This is a genomic window from Streptomyces sp. NPDC005898 (assembly GCF_040629635.1).
Classification (GTDB): Bacteria; Actinomycetota; Actinomycetes; order Streptomycetales; family Streptomycetaceae; genus Streptomyces.
Genome location: NZ_JBEXWC010000002.1, coordinates 63,790 through 79,206, shown reverse-complemented (window position 1 = coordinate 79,206; position 15,417 = coordinate 63,790). Strand labels below are relative to the sequence as shown.

Genomic DNA, 15,417 nt, shown 5'->3' with positions numbered 1-15,417 from the left:
GGCAGGGGCGGGCCGCGCGCATGTTCGGGTGGGCATACGGGGAAGCGGCGCGTCCAGATAGGCTGGACGGATGACGCGTGCCGAGCAGCCAACGGCCGGAATTCCGGCCCCCGACGACGCCCTGGTCGCAGATTCCCGAGAGCGTGCGGTCCGCGCTCTGCTGCGCGTACCGCAGCTGAAGCGGTTGTGGAGCGCGCAACTCGTCGGCAGTGTCGGCGACGCGCTCGCCCTTCTCGTGCTGGTGATTCTCGCGCTCCAGTCGGCCATCGCGGAAGGCGCCTTCGGAGGCGGCTACCGCGGCGTGGCCTTCGCCATCACCGCGGTCTTCGGAGCACGCGTCCTCGCGACGTTGCTCTTCGGAGCGGTGCTCCTGGGCCCCCTCACCTCCCTCACCTCACCGGACGGACCGCTCGACCGGCGCTGGACCATGATCGGCGCCGACGGCGTGCGCGCCGCGCTGCTGATCGTCGCCCCGCTGTGGATCGACTGGACCCCGGACAACGCCCTCGCGGTGATCCTGGTGACGTCCTTCGTGGTCGGCGTCGCCGAGCGGTTCTGGACGGTCGCCCGGGAGAGCGCGGCGCCCGCGCTGCTGCCCGCGCCGCCCCTGGAGGGGGCGACCGTACGGCCGCTGCCGGACCACATGGACGCGCTGCGGCGCCTTTCGCTCCGTACGGGATTCGTGGCGCTGCCCCTCGCGGCCGCCGCGCTCGTCGGCATCACGCTCGTCAGCAACCTGCTGGGCGCCGGCCTCGACTGGTTCCAGTTCCACCAGGCGGGGCTCGCCTCGTTCCTCGCGGCCGGGCTGTTCGCCGCGTCGCTCTCCATCGTCTACCTCCTCGAACTGCCCGCCGCGCAGACGCCCCGCGCGCGGAGCCCGCTCGAAGGGCTGCGCAGGCCGCGCACCGGCAGCGGCGCCGACAAGGGCCGCACGGGCGCGATCCCGCTGTTCGTCGCCGCCTGCGCCGCCGTCGCGGCCGCCATCGCCGCGGCCGTCGCCGTCGCCCTGCTGCACGCCAAGGACCTGGGCGGCGGGCCCGCCACGTACGGCCTGATCGTCCTCGCCCTGACCGGCGGCTCCGTGGCCGGCATCCGTACCGCGCCCTCCCTGCTGACGTCGCTCTCGCGCCGCCGGCTGCTCGCCCTGGCGATCGCCCTCACCGGCGTCGCGCTGCTCGCCGCGGGCCTCGTGCCGGACGTGACGACCGTGCTGCTGCTCCTGGCCCTCGCCGGGGTCGGCGCGGGCGTCGCCGCGAACATCGGGCACGCCCTGCTCGACCAGGAGGTCGAGGACTACCGCAGGACGCGCACCGCGGAGCACCTCCAGGCCGTCGCCAGGCTGAGCGTCGCGCTGGGCGCGCTGGCGGCCCCCGCGCTCGCCGCCGTCATCGGCCCGCACCGCATGGTCAACGGCAAGTTCGTCTTCGACCACGGAGGCGCCGCCTTCACCCTGATGCTCGTCGGCGCGCTGCTCCTGCCCGTGGCCGCGCTGGTCCTCGCCAAGGCCGACGACCGGCAGGGCGTCCCCCTGCGGCACGACCTGCGGGACGCCCTGCGCGGCGGCGACGACCCCGCGCAGGCGCCCTGCGCCACCGGCTTCTTCATCGCCCTGGAGGGCGGCGACGGCGCCGGCAAGTCCACCCAGGCCGAGGCGCTCGCCGAGTGGATCCGCGCCAAGGGGCACGAGGTCGTCGTCACCCGCGAGCCGGGCGCGACGCCCGTCGGCAAGCGGCTGCGGTCGATCCTGCTCGACGTGTCGTCGGCCGGTCTCTCGCACCGCGCCGAGGCCCTGCTGTACGCCGCCGACCGCGCGGAGCACGTCGACACCGTCGTACGGCCCGCCCTGGAGCGCGGCGCCGTCGTCATCTCCGACCGGTACATCGACTCGTCCGTCGCCTACCAGGGCGCGGGCCGCGACCTGTCGCCGACCGAGGTCGCCCGCATCAACCGCTGGGCCACCGGTGGCCTCGTACCGAACCTGACGTGCCTGCTCGACCTGGCGCCCGAGGCCGCCCGCGAGCGGTTCACGGAGGCGCCCGACCGGCTCGAGTCGGAGCCCGCCGAGTTCCACGCGCGCGTGCGGTCCGGTTTCCTCACGCTCGCCGCGGCCGACCCCGGCCGCTACCTCGTCGTCGACGCCTCCCAGGAGCCCGAGGCCGTCACGACCGTGATCCGGCACCGGCTCGACGTGGTCCTGCCGCTCTCCGAGGCCGAGGTGAAGGCGCAGGAGGAGGCCCGCAAGGCCGCCGAGGAGGAGGCGCGGCGCAAGGCCGAGGAAGAGGCCGCGCGCAAGGCCGAGGAGGAGCGCCTGGAGCGCGAGCGCCAGGCGCAGCTCGCCAAGCTCCGGGCCGAGGAGGAGGAGCGCAAGCGGCGCGAGCTGGAGGAGGCCCAGCGCCGCGAGGCCGAGCGGCAGGCCGAGGAGGCCCGCAAGCGCGCCGAGGAGGCGCGCCGCAAGGCCGAGGAGGAGAAGGCCAGGCTGCTCGCCGAGGAGCAGCTCAGGGCCGCCGAGGAGGCCCGGCGCCGCCGGGAGGCCGAGGAAGAGGCCCGGCTGCGCGCCGAGGCGGAGGAGCGGCGGCGGGAGAAGCAGCGCAAGGCCGAGGAGGCGTTGCTGCGGGCCGAGGAGGCGCGGCGGCTCGCGGCGGCGTCGGCGGCTTCCGCGGCGGCCGCCGCGGCGGAGGCGGCGTCCACGTCGGCCGCTACGCCGGCTGCTACGTCTGCGCCGTCCGCTACGTCGGCTTCCGCGTCCGGTTCCGCCGCGGTGCCGGGGGCGCCGGTGCGGCCCTCCGCGCCTGCGAAGTCCGCGGGGGCCAAGTCGTCCGGGGCGGCCAAGTCCTCCGGGGCGGCCAGGCCTTCTGGGGGTGCCGGGTCTTCTGGGGGTGCCGGGCCTTCTGGGGGTGCCGGGTCGGCGAAGCGTTCCGCCCCGTCCGCCCCGTCCGCCCCGTCCACCCCGTCCGTGCCGGACAACGAGACGACCGTGCCGACTCCCGTCGTGACGCCTCCAGGGGCGGCCGACGAGACCGCCGTACTGCCGCAGGTGCGGCCCGACGGGCCGGGCCCGGAGGACACCGCGGTGCTGCCGCAGCCGCCGGTCCCGGGTGCCGCCGACGAGACGGCCGTGCTGCCCGCCATCACCGAGGACAAGGTGCCGCCGGGCTACTTCAGGGACGAGCGTCCGGCGGCCCCCGCCCCGGCCCCCGCTCCCGAGGGGGACAACGAACGCACCCGTGAGCTGCCCCAGATCGACGAGCGGGGCACGCCGCGGCGCTCGGGGTCCCACTGGGCCGAGGAGACGCCGGACGACCTGCCGACCCTGGCCGACGAACTGCTCGGCTCGCATGAGGACGCCGAGGACGCCGAGGACGCCGAGGGCCAGCCGGGAGACGCCGGTGGCGCCGGTGGCGAAGGCGGGCGCGGGCGTCGCGGCGGCCGTCGGCGTTGATCGCGCAGGCAGCCGCGAGGAGCACGAGGAGGGCCGCCCGGAAGCGGGCGGTCCGGAAGCCGGCCGGCCCGGATTGTCAGTGGCGTGTCCCACAATGGGCAATCCGGGGAACAGACGATCCGGCAAGAGCAGGCAGAGCGGAACAGAGCGGCGCGGAGCAGCGCGCGGCGTAAGGCGGTGGACCCCATGAGCGTGTGGGACGACTCGGTGGTGGCCTCGTGAGCGTCTGGGACGACCTGGTGGGCCAGGAGAAGGTGGGCGAGCAGCTGAGCGCCGCCGCCCGGGACGCCGACGCGCAGGTGACCGCGGTCGCCGACCACACCCCCGTGCCGGACTCGTCGAAGATGACGCATGCCTGGCTGTTCACGGGCCCGCCGGGCTCCGGGCGGTCCACCGCGGCGCGGGCCTTCGCCGCCGCCCTGCAGTGCACCAGTCCGGACCGCGCCCTCGGCGGGGTCCCCGGGTGCGGGTTCTGCGACGGCTGCCACACCAGCCTCATCGGCACGCACGCGGACGTGGAAGTGGTCCGTACGGACCTGCTGTCCATCGGCGTGAAGGAGACCCGCGAGCTGGTGCGCCGGGCGCAGCTGTCGCCCGCCGTGGGCCGCTGGCAGGTGATCGTCCTGGAGGACGCCGACCGCCTCACCGAAGGCGCGGGCAACGTCCTGCTGAAGGCCGTGGAGGAGCCCGCCCCCCGTACCGTGTGGTTGCTCTGCGCGCCCTCCCTGGAGGACGTGCTGCCGACGATCCGTTCCCGCTGCCGGCACCTGACCCTGCGTACACCGCCGGTGGAGGCCGTCGCCGACGTGCTCGTACGACGGGACGGCATCGCGCCGGACGTCGCGGCGGCGGTCGCGCGCGCCACGCAGGGGCACATCGGCCGCGCCCGGCGGCTCGCCACCGATCCACGCGCGCGTGAGCGCAGGGCCGCGGTCCTGAAGCTGCCGCTGCGGGTGCAGGACATCGGCGGCTGCCTCAAGGCGGCGCAGGAGTTGATCGACACCGCGTCCGACGACGCGAAGCAGGTCGCGGAGGACGTCGACACCAAGGAGACCGAGGACCTGAAGAACGCGCTCGGCGCGTCGCAGGGCGGCCGGATGCCGCGCGGCACCGCGGGCGTGATGAAGGAGCTGGAGGACCGGCAGAAGCGCCGCAAGACGCGTACGCAGCGCGACAGCCTGGACCTCGCGCTCATCGACCTCATAGGGGTCTACCGCGATGTCCTCGCCCTGCAGCTGGGCTCCCGCGTGGCCATCGCCAACACCGAGGTGCAGGACATGCTGGAGCGCCTGGCCCTGGCGTCCTCGCCCGAGTCCACGCTGCGCCGCATCGAGGCGATCGGCGCCTGCCGCACGGCCCTCGACCGCAATGTGGCGCCGCTGCTCGCGGTCGAGGCGATGACGGTGGCGCTCCGGGCGGGCTGACGGCGACGGGAGCCCAGCGAGCTGCCGGCCGAGGGACGGCGTCACCCGTACGAGTAAGGGCCGAGTACGGCATGTGATCGTCCGCTCTCGGAGAGTTAGGCTCGCGTGATGGACCTCAGCCGTCACGGCCGTCCCGGACCCAGCCGCGGCCGCCCGCTCCCCTTCCGTACGTGCGGCACGCTGCTCGTGATCACCGGGCTGCTCGTCTCCGGGTGCTCGTCGGGAAGTTCGACGGCGGACACCTCCATGGCCGCGCTGGCCAGTTCGACGCCCGCGGGCCTGGCTCCCTACTACGACCAGAAGCTCGGCTGGCGCGAGTGCGGCGTCGCCGGCTTCGAGTGCGCCTCGCTGAAGGTCCCGCTCGACTACGACAAGCCCGCGGCGGGTGACATCAAGCTGGCGGTGGCCCGCAAGAAGGCGACCAAGAGGAGCGGACGGCTCGGCTCCCTCCTGGTGAACCCGGGCGGGCCCGGCGGCTCGGCGATCGGCTATCTCCAGTCGTACGCGGCGCTCGGCTACCCCGAGGAGGTCCGCGCCCACTACGACATGGTCGCCGTCGACCCGCGCGGCGTGGCCCGCAGCGAGCCCGTCACCTGCCTCGACGGCAAGAGCATGGACGCGTACACGCAGACCGACGTCACCCCCGACGACAGGCGGGAGACCGAGGAGCTGCGCACCTCCTTCCAGGAGTTCGCGGCCGGCTGCGAGAAGCGGTCGGCGGCCGTCCTGCCGCATGTCTCGACCGTGGAGGCGGCGCGCGACATGGACGTCGTGCGGGCCGCGCTGGGCGACGACAAGCTGTCGTACGTGGGCGCGTCGTACGGGACGTTCCTCGGCGCGACGTACGCCGACCTCTACCCGAAGCGCGTGGGGCGCCTGGTGCTGGACGGCGCGATGGACCCCTCCTTGCCGGCGCGCCGCATGAACCGCGACCAGACGGCGGGCTTCGAGACGGCGTTCCAGTCGTTCGCGAAGGACTGCGTGGCGCTCGGGGCGGAGTGCCCGCTCGGCTCCGGGACCCCCGCCGCGGCGGGCAGGCGCCTGAAGGCGTTCTTCGAGGAGCTGGACCGCGCGCCGCTGCCGGCCGGCGACACCTCCGGCCGCAGACTCGGCGAGGCCCTCGCGACGACCGGCGTGATCGCCGCGATGTACGACGAGGGGGCCTGGGCCCAGCTGCGGGACGCGCTGACCTCGGCGATGAGGAACAAGGACGGCTCGGCGCTGCTCGCGCTCTCCGACAGTTACTACGAGCGGGACTCCGACGGCTCGTACGCGAACCTCATGTTCGCCAACACCGCCGTGAACTGCCTGGACCTGCCGCCCGCCTTCACGTCCCCGGCGGAGGTCGAGAAGGCCGTCCCGGACTTCGAGAAGGCGTCCCCCGTCTTCGGCGAGGGCCTCGCCTGGTCCTCGCTGAACTGCGCGTACTGGCCGGTGAAGGCCACAGGGAGGCCGCACCGCATCGAGGCGAGGGGCGCGGCGCCCATCGTGGTCGTGGGCACGACCCGCGACCCGGCCACCCCCTACCGCTGGGCGCGGGCCCTGGCCTCCCAGCTCACCTCCGGCCGCCTCCTCACCTACGAGGGCGACGGGCACACGGCGTACGGCAGGGGCAGCGGCTGCGTCGACGCGACGATCAACGCCTACCTCCTGGAGGGCAAGGCCCCACCGAACGGAAAGCGCTGCTCGCAGGGCTGAACCCCCGCCTCCGGAGGGGTGTGCGGAGCACCCCCGGAACCTGTGTAGACTTGGCCGCGTTGCTGATCGCACGATGGTGCGGACAGCGCGCCGCCTTAGCTCAGATGGCCAGAGCAACGCACTCGTAATGCGTAGGTCTCGGGTTCGAATCCCGAAGGCGGCTCTGCCGAAGCCTCAGGACTCACTCGCCGTGACCTGGGGCTTTTGCTTTTACCGGATACGGCGTCGGCGGCGGGAGCGGGCCGCGCGGGTGTCGGTGGTCTCAGTTGTGGTCCCAGTGGGGCCGGATTCCGCGGGGTTTCCTCCCATGCGGGGCAAGATCACGGACATGGGCGGCATGAAGGTCTCTCCCATGCGGCGCATGGCGTCCTTGGAGAGGTGGGAGCGGCCCTTCACGTAGCGGCGGGTCTGGCTGATCTGGGTGTGCCGCAGGATCTCCATGATGGTGGGCATGTCGACGCCCAGCTCGTTCAGGATGGTGCCGGCGGTGTGGCGGCTTCCGTCGTAGAGGCGGCGGTCATCGATCCCGGCCTCGGCAAGGAGTTCCTTGAACTCCTCGTAGTCCTGTCGGGGGTCGAGCGGGCGCCCGTCCGGCCGCGCGAACACCACGTCGTGGTCCTGCCACAGCTCACCGGCTGCTGCTCGTGTCTCCTCCTGTCGGGCCTTGTGGTCGTGCAGGAACGGGACGAAGGCGGCCGGGATCGGGACGGGATTCTGGCTCTTCTTGGTCTTGGGTCGGGTGAAGACAAGGCCGCCCCCTTTGCGCTCGGGGCATGCACTCGCGTGCTTCGTGCACGTCTTCGTGCAGGGCTTCGGGCACCCCCGCTTGTAGCCCTTGTGCGCCGTGCAGTTCGGCGGGCACGGGGTGAGGCGGTGGAGGCGTGCTCCGCAGACGTGCGGGTCGGTGCAGCCGTGGCGCCATGTGAGGCGCTGAAGCTGCCACTTGGGGTGGAACAGCTCCGCTTCCAGGTCGACGTATGACCATCGCAGGCCGAGTGTTTCGCCTTGGCGGAAGCCCATGCCGACGCCGACGATCCACCGCATGTAGTTGGGCCGTTTTGCGGCGGCTTCGAGGAACGCCTTGCACTCCTCCTGGGTGAAGGGGTTCGCCTCGGTTTCGTCAACGCTGGGCGGGTCCACGAGGGTGGCGACGTTCTCGCTGATCATCCGGCGGCGGTGGGCGATCTTCAGGGCGCGCGAGAGGATGCGGTGCACCTTCACGACGTGCGAGGGGGCATGGCCGGCGTCGAGCATGGCCCGGTACATGCGCTCCAGGTGCTCGGGCTGCAGCTTGTCGATCCGGTGCTGGTCGACGCCCGGGATGATGTCGTTGCGGGTCTGGACCAGTAGTCATCGAGGGAGCGCGGCTTCAGCTTCAGGCTGGCGATGTCGGTGAGGTAGGTCTCCATCCACTTGGCGACGGTCGGGGCCCGGCCGGCCTTGGTGGCGCGGCCTTCGTCGCGCTGCCGTTCCAGCTCCTTCACCTTGGCGCCAGCTCGCCGAGCACGTCGCCGAGCTTGCGGGTGTACGTGTCCGAGTGGGAGAACGGCAAGCGCACCATCTCGGACCGTTATGCAGCGATGCTGCGCCAACTTCTCGGGGTCACGGACGGAGAGCTGCGCGGTCGTTCACCTGCGGCCAGCCCGTCGATGGCCGATGGATACGACGACCTGCTGAGCAGAATCGACTCGGCCAGCAGCGTCGGCGAATCCATGGTGAAGACGTTCAATGATCAGACTGAGCTACTGCGCACCATGGACCGCCAGATGGGCGCGTCCGGGCTCGTAGACCAGATGACCGGGCACCTCGGTGCCCTCGAAGACGCGCTGAACTTCGCGGTGCTCCCTGGCACGCGTCGTCCCGTAGCGCTTGCTCTCGCAGGAGCGTCTACCCTTGCGGCGTGGCAGGCCATCGACTCGGGAGCAGTCGAACGGGCTTGGCGACACTACGAACTCGCCAAGCGGGCGGCACGTGACGCCGAAGCCCCGATGTACCTCGCGCATGCAATGGCAGACAGGCGTACGTCCTCTGCGAGGCAGGTCGGCCGGCGCTCGGCGTCGACCTGGTCCGCGACGCGAACGCACCCTTGGGCAGGCAGGGTCTCCCCGTCTGTGCGCATGGCTGTTCGCGGCGGAAGCGGAGATGTGCGCTCATGCCGGAATGCCGGATGGCTGCCGGCGCGTTCTCGATGCAGCCACGGCGAGCATTCCGTCAGGCTCCGAGGACCGCGACCCGGATATGTTGAGCATCTTCGTCAAAAACGGCGCAGACCTCACCCGTTGGCGCGGCAACGTCCTCGCTCCGCTCGACGACCAAGACGCCGTCACCAGCCTGTACGACGCACTTGAGGTGGCGGACCTTCCGCCCCGTTCCAGCCCGGCCAGCGTCCGTGCCGCAATCAGCCCCCCCCCCGACGCCAGAGAAGGGGTATGCCGTGGCTGGGGCGGTCGGCTCCGCGGCTTTACGGAGCCACTTTGGTGCGAGGCTCGAATAACATGGCCCCAACGTCGCGCTTTACCGGGCAGGTCCATAGACTGCCCGAAGCGCCGAAAGCTTACGGGGCCATGATCACTCGCGCCAAAGCAGCGCCACCGACCTTCGGACACTTCCTCCGGCACGGTGAGGGCTATGCCCTATTCCCACCCCTCTCCTGTCGAGAGGGAGATGTCCCTCATGGACCACCTCAGAACGAAATCGTAAAATTCTCGGCTGAACATTTTTCGATACTTTACGAAGCGGGCATCTTTGACCCCATTGCGGCGCATCGCAGCCACGCAAGCAAACAATTCATGTGTCCCGAACCCATCGTCGGGATCATCCTCATCAGGATCAGAGGGCGTTTCCATCTCCACGCCCAGCATCCAACTCAACAGCCGACAGGCAGCAACACTACCGCTGTCAGGCAGGAGATTTGAGTACGTAATGAAGTTCTGTCTCCCTTTTATCCAGGGAGTACGCATAGCGATGAGAGCGTCAACAACTTCACAAGCGATTCGATCGCTATTCTCACTCTTCCAGCGCAGCCTCGGATAGCCAAGTTCGTAAATTAGGTTTCTCGGTCCTCTGGATGCGAAATCTGGCACAATCTCTTGCACCGCCACTAGTTCCGTCCCGTGCCAATCCAGGGCGTCGGAAATACCGAGGATCCCGAAGAGAACTGCTGACACTGCCGCTCTCGGGTCAGTGCGAGAAAACTGCAAAAGTGGGAGCGCTTTTGCATTTTCTCGATCTTGCTCTGACCAATAAGTCCGAACCTCTGGGCTCGCGTGGCGTGGAACAAGCTCACTCATTCCAACAGCGAATTTCACCCTATCGAAGCTGAGTGGTGCTTTGCGCGCGTAATTTAGTGCAACGTCGTTTACAATGGACCTAATTTCAGAGGTGCACATGCACACGCCCGACCACGCACCCGATAGAGGGTTGCTGATCTGAGGTTTACCCTCATTTGTAGACAGGGTGTCTGTCAACGTACAGAGCGCATCTACGATTTCACGCACTACGGCAGGGCGAAGCACTAAGTATTCCAGAAGCCGCGCGCAGAAGGAGACGAGTGCAGCTTGCTGTATCGCGGCAGCAGTTCCTCGGGCTTCTGATAGAGCCAATCTCACGAAATCATTTGCAGCATCAACCAGGCGTTCGTCAAGGAACTGTACTGCCAGTTGAGCAGTAACGTCCCACGATTCGTCCATCAATTGAGTTCGGAGTTCGCGATATAGCCCTTCGGCATTTCCGCTGTCGCGTACCAGTTGCCGGGCGGAAAAGTACTCTAGGAAGGTGCGGTGCGTGAAGGAATAAATGCGCTCTCCGTCAGGGTTCGTGCCCACATCAGTCAGAACCCAAGCCCGCCCGCGACAGTACTTTACGAAGGCTTCAGCAGCTGCATCTGCACTGTCATGGTCTTCATACTGTTGACCCAGGAGGTAATTCGATGTGTACCGAATAAGCTCGCGTTCGGTCATTCCGCCTTTATGCGAGTTTCGCAGCATGCTCAGAGCAAGGCTGAACATCGCAAACTGAATCCCCCTTTCAAAGGGCTGAGGGACCGAGATGCCTCGGGATGCATCCCACCGCTCGAAAAGAAATTCAGAGCATCGACGGTACAGGTCAGGTCGATTACGAGGAATGTATCCCTCTCCCCTGTACAGTGCACACATGAGCCCAAGCATCAAGGGATTGGAAGTAAGATCCGCAGCGTGCCTAGATTCGACAAGAAATCGATCCGCCATCTTGCGCTCTTCAATCGAACCGCGCACTTGAGAAAACCACTTATTAACATAGTTTTGTTGTTGCGTTGGGGTGAACGGTGCGAGATATGAGGTCACGAAAAGGCCGTCATCAAGCGGCGCCATCTCGTAGCCCACTTTGCGCGACGTTACAAGAATAGGCGCCGATGGGTAGGCGTGTGCAAAAGCTTCGACAGCATCAACGATGCTCATGCGAAGACTTGTGTCAGTCAACTCGTCTAAGCCATCGAATATGACGACGGCTCGACCATTCAAAAGCAAGTAGTCAATGGCCCCCTCAGGAGCCGGGGTGGAATAGTCAGCCTTTGATTTCTTTTCCAAAAACTCAATAATTGACTCTTGGGCGTGCTTGTAGTGATTAGCGTAATCTCGCAGCACGACACGGAGAGGTGTCTGGGAGGCGGGGCCTATTCCACGACCTCGCGCGACGTCGAGGGTAAGTTTCAGAGCCAGCGTTGTCTTGCCGCCTCCTGGGTCACCAAGGACGACAAGCCTTCCCGCCTGCTTAAGCAGGGTGCGCGCATCTGAGAAATCTTCGACGTCGTCCGATGTATCGTCGATTTCCGTATCGCCAAAAGTCAGACTGGGCTCAACGTAAAGACTCTCGAATCGGACTCGCGTGCCCGACTCGGTTTGCGCTGGCCTCAAGCGCCCATGAATCCTTGCACACTGCTGAGCAAGTCGACTGGCATACTGATCGATGACAGAGAGATCTGAGAGCCTCTGATGGATTTCGGCGTTACGAGCAGCTGCAGAGATGTGTGAAGAAATGAGTTCAGGAGTTAGTGCACGCTTGGCAATACTGCTGTCTCCCTGGTGACGTGCGACTTCCTTCCATGAGACAGCAACAACTTCATTGAAAAGAGCGTTGGCTACTGTCCGAATTTTGGCATCCTCTACGCGGGAATACCGACGAAGAGATACCTCGAACGTCTCCTTCAGTACGGCGAGATGATCGGCGGGCTTCTTTGGCATACATCCTACGACGGCTACTTCGTAGCAAATGTTCTCGAATTCCGACGACTTCGTGAATTCGAGGATCTTGGCTCGGTCAGCTGCAGAGATATCTGCCAGAGCAGCTCGGATCTCGCCTGCTCCGTCGAAGTCAATGTTGGCGGCACGCTTTTTTACTGCCCGTCGTTCCAACTGGGCACGAGCGCCTCGCAGGAGCGCAGGGGCGACAACGCGTCCAGCTGCTGACCCAGCAGAAGACGCGACACCACTTGTGATCGGGTCAGGCATGTGTCCCCCTCGCACGATGAGTCGACGAGGTGAGGCTACGACACGGCGGCCTCAGGAAGAGCAATTTCAGATGATCGCCGTGCCAGGAGCGTGCCAGGTCGTGTGGGGAGCCTCGGGGGAATGGTGGGGACCAGGTCGTCGGTCAGGCAGCTGTCGTAGCCGCCCACCCGCAGGTCAGCTGAGCAAGCGCCTGTCGAAGCCCCAAGCTTCCCAGGTTGAAGTCCCACCAGAGCTACGGGTGGACTGGGACAGCCGACCTCCGTCATGGACGAAGCCCGAATGCGCTACTTCAACGGGACAGGCTGGCTTGCGATATGCACCGGCACTGAGACGGTGATCGGTAGAATCAGAGACGTGGACGCCTGGTACAAGCGGTCGTGGTCTCAGTCGCGGTCTCAATCACCGCTCATTACGGGGTGGTCCGGCGACCTCTGGCAACCCTACTGACCAGGAACGCGAGCCTCACCGCGGACGCCCGTGGACGCTCGCAGACCAAGATCGAACAACTCGTGATGGGTAGGTTTCGGGTTTGAATCCCGAAGGCGGCTCTGCCGAAGCCTCAGGACTCACTCGCCGTGACCTGGGGCTTTTGCTTTTGCCGGATGGTGTTGGTGCCGGGAGATCGTCATGTCTCTGCCGGATGAGATGCGTCCCGAGCGGGTTTGGTACACGTCGTACGGGTCGAACATGCATGTGGAGCGGCTCGCCGCGTATGTCCGGGGTGGGCGTCCGTCCGGTGCGGCGAGGGTGTATCCGGGGTGTCGCGATACCGCTATGCCGGCTCGGTCCATTCCGGTGGAGCTCGCGGGGGCGATGTACTTCGCGACCGAGTCGCCGGTGTGGGGAGGAGGCCGGGCCTTCTACGATCCGCTGGCGCCGGGGCGCGTCGTGGCCAGGGCGCATCTGGTGACCGCGCAGCAGTTCGCGGACATCGCGGCTCAGGAGATGTACAAGGAGCCGGGCGCTGACCTCGACCTCAGCGAGGTGCTCACGCACGGGCGGGCCGTGCTGGGGAGAGGGCGCTACGAGACGTTGATCTGTGCCGGCCGCGTCGAAGGTTTGCCCGTACTCACCTTCACGGCCCCTTGGGGAATGCACGAGGTGCGTTGGGTTCCGCCGTCCCCGGCCTACGTACGCTTTCTGGCCAACGGGCTGCTTTCCGCCGGGGTGTGGGATGCCGAAGCGGTCTCGTCCTACGTCGCCGCGTGTCCGGGGGCCGATGGCCACTGGTCGGCGCGAGACATCGCCGCATTGCTGGGCGACGTCACGGGGTGAGGCGGCGAGCCTTTCATCGGGTCCACTTCTGGGAGGCCTTGCCGGGCTGGCAGGTGGCGGCGGCCACTCCTCCGCCGTAGGCCAGGTCCAGGCAGCCGCCGTTCGACGTGCTCTTCAGGGTGGCGTTCGGGCCCCAGCGCCAGAGGCGGGCGGCGCCCTGGGTGCAGTCGCCCACGAAGACCGCCTGGCCGAGCATGTTGGCGACCAGGCAGGAGCCGGACTGCTTGTTGACGACCTTGAAGCTGTTGTTCTCGGCGCTCACCGTCTTCCAGGAGGCGCTGGGGTCGCCGCACGAGCCGTCGTCCGCGGAGCCGTAGACCTGGATCAGGCAGGAGCCGTTGTCGGCGTTCTTCAGGCGGAACGGGCCGGTGGTGGGGGTCGTCGGGGAGTCGTCGTCGCCGGTGTTGTCGTCGCTTCCGCCGCCTCCGTTGCCGTGGCCGGCGTCGTCCTTGTCGCCGGACGAGCCGGAGCCCGTACCCGTACCCGTGCCGGTGCCTTTGCCGGAATCGGCCTCGGTGTCGGTGTCGGAACCGGATGAATTCCCGTCCACTGTGCCGTCGTTGGTTCCGGAGCCGTCCTTGGCGTCGTCCCCGGCGGCGTGGTCCTTGTTCGGCTTCGCGTCGTCTTTGTCGTTCTGCTTCTTCCGCTTCTTCTTCGCTTTGTCCGATGCCTCCGCCGTGCCCTTCGCGTCCGGTGACGCGGCGGGGTCCAGCGGGGCCGAGACGGAGGGGGGCGTGTCCGTCGCGCGGTCCGCGTCGGTGATGTACGGGAGGTTCTGCAGGGCCAGCGTCGTTCCGGCGGCGATGACGACGACCGGGACCACCGCCATCAGGACGCGCGTGCGGCGGTGGCGCTCCGGGTGGCGCGACGTCGCGTCGGGGCTGGTCTCGGGGGTGGCCGGTACGGGCGCCGGCGCGGGGGCGGGCGCGGTCGGCGCCTGGTTCGGTGCGGGTGGGGTGAACGTCGGGGGCGTCTTCGCCGCGAAGGCCGCGCGGCCCGCCAGGCGGTCCGTGATGTGGGGCGGCCAGCCCGCGCTCTGCCGGCCGGTCGGAGGCGCGGGGGCGTGCTCCGCCGCCGCGTCGAAGAGTTCCGCGGCCGTCGGGCGGCCCTCGGGGTCCTTGTCCAGGCAGGCGGTGACGGTCTCGGCGAGGCGCGGGTCCAGGGCCCGCAGCGGGCCGAGGTCGGGGAAGTCGTGGACGATGCGGTAGAGCGGGCTGCCCTCCGCGCCGTCCTTGAACGGCCAGCGGCCGCTCGCCCCGTAGGCGACCAGCAGCCCCAGCGTGAACACGTCGGAGGCGCTGCCCAACCGCCGCTTGCCCGAGGCCTGTTCGGGCGACATGTACGCGGGCGTGCCGACGATCAGGCCGGTCTGGGTCAGATGGCTCTGCTCGGCGGCGCGCGCGATGCCGAAGTCGATGAGGGTGACGCCGTCGAGGGTCAGCATGACGTTCGACGGTTTGAGGTCCCGGTGCACCATGCCGAGGGCGTGGACCGGGACGAGCCCGCCCGCAACTCCCCGCAGGAGCCGCCAGAGGGCGTCGGCGGGCAACGGGCCGCCGTGCGGCTCGACGGCCTCGGCGAGCGTGATGCCGGGGACGTACGCCGTGGCGAACCACGGTGGTTCGGCGTCCCGGTCGCTGGCGAGCAGCGGTGCGGTGGCCGCGGCCGGCAGCCGCGCGAGGTTGTCCATCTCCTGGCCGAAGCGGCGCAGGAACCCCTCGTCCTCGGCGACGACGGACGCCAGCATCTGCTTGACGGCGGCGTACCGCCCCTCGACGACGCCGAGGTACACCCGTCCCATGCCGCCCGCCCCGAGCCGGCCCACCAGCGGGATCGTCCCGATCCACCGCGGGTCCCGCTCGCGCAGCGGCTCGGCGCCGCTGCCCGTGAGGTCGAACGCGCCCTGCCCGCCTGCCCCGTTCACCGTCTCCCCGTTCACCGGCCTCCCGGCCGGACCTGTGCCGCTCCGTGCGCACCCCCGTCCGCGCGGACGGTCACCGGCCCCGGCCGGGCCGGTGACCAGTGTGGACCATCGGTCCTTCCGGTTGGAAGATCTTTCTAGAAAAGCGTTCCATTCTTCAGAAATCCCGGGTTC

General features: G+C 68.5%; 6 protein-coding genes, 1 tRNA gene and 2 pseudogenes. 6 read left to right on the top strand and 3 right to left on the bottom strand.

Annotated features, from left to right (window positions below):
• The first annotated feature begins 70 nt into the window (after positions 1 to 70).
• From tmk to ABZ385_RS03050, 4 genes are all read left to right on the top strand, one after another.
• Positions 71 to 3,439, top strand: coding sequence for a dTMP kinase (gene tmk / locus ABZ385_RS03065; RefSeq protein WP_358909389.1), 3,369 nt, complete (start codon positions 71 to 73; stop codon positions 3,437 to 3,439).
• A 218-nt stretch (positions 3,440 to 3,657) separates the two neighbouring features.
• Positions 3,658 to 4,863: a DNA polymerase III subunit delta' gene (locus ABZ385_RS03060; RefSeq protein ID WP_358586135.1), complete on the top strand. Its 1,206-nt coding sequence runs from the start codon at positions 3,658 to 3,660 to the stop codon at positions 4,861 to 4,863.
• Between the two features lie 108 nt (positions 4,864 to 4,971).
• Positions 4,972 to 6,561, top strand: coding sequence for an alpha/beta hydrolase (locus tag ABZ385_RS03055; protein WP_358909387.1), 1,590 nt, complete (start codon positions 4,972 to 4,974; stop codon positions 6,559 to 6,561).
• A gap of 89 nt (positions 6,562 to 6,650) precedes the next feature.
• Positions 6,651 to 6,724 (top strand) — tRNA-Thr (locus ABZ385_RS03050).
• A 47-nt stretch (positions 6,725 to 6,771) separates the two neighbouring features.
• Here the strand turns inward: ABZ385_RS03050 and ABZ385_RS03045 are convergent.
• A pseudogene (locus ABZ385_RS03045) lies at positions 6,772 to 8,048 on the bottom strand (site-specific integrase); the annotation flags it as partial.
• A 36-nt stretch (positions 8,049 to 8,084) separates the two neighbouring features.
• Between ABZ385_RS03045 and ABZ385_RS03040 the strand changes: the two are divergent.
• Positions 8,085 to 8,919 (top strand): annotated as a pseudogene (locus ABZ385_RS03040) (XRE family transcriptional regulator); the annotation flags it as partial.
• A 275-nt stretch (positions 8,920 to 9,194) separates the two neighbouring features.
• Here ABZ385_RS03040 and ABZ385_RS03035 read toward each other — a convergent pair.
• Positions 9,195 to 12,047: an NACHT domain-containing protein gene (locus ABZ385_RS03035; protein ID WP_358909385.1), complete on the bottom strand. Its 2,853-nt coding sequence runs from the start codon at positions 12,045 to 12,047 to the stop codon at positions 9,195 to 9,197.
• Positions 12,048 to 12,674: 627 nt separating this feature from the next.
• On the opposite strand from ABZ385_RS03035, the gene ABZ385_RS03030 reads away from it, so the two are divergent.
• Positions 12,675 to 13,322 (top strand): histone deacetylase, encoded by a 648-nt coding sequence (locus tag ABZ385_RS03030; RefSeq protein ID WP_358909383.1) that lies wholly within the window; start codon positions 12,675 to 12,677, stop codon positions 13,320 to 13,322.
• A gap of 13 nt (positions 13,323 to 13,335) precedes the next feature.
• On the opposite strand, the gene ABZ385_RS03025 is transcribed toward ABZ385_RS03030, so the two are convergent.
• Positions 13,336 to 15,246, bottom strand: coding sequence for a protein kinase (locus ABZ385_RS03025; RefSeq protein ID WP_358909381.1), 1,911 nt, complete (start codon positions 15,244 to 15,246; stop codon positions 13,336 to 13,338).
• Between the last annotated feature and the right edge of the window lie 171 nt (positions 15,247 to 15,417).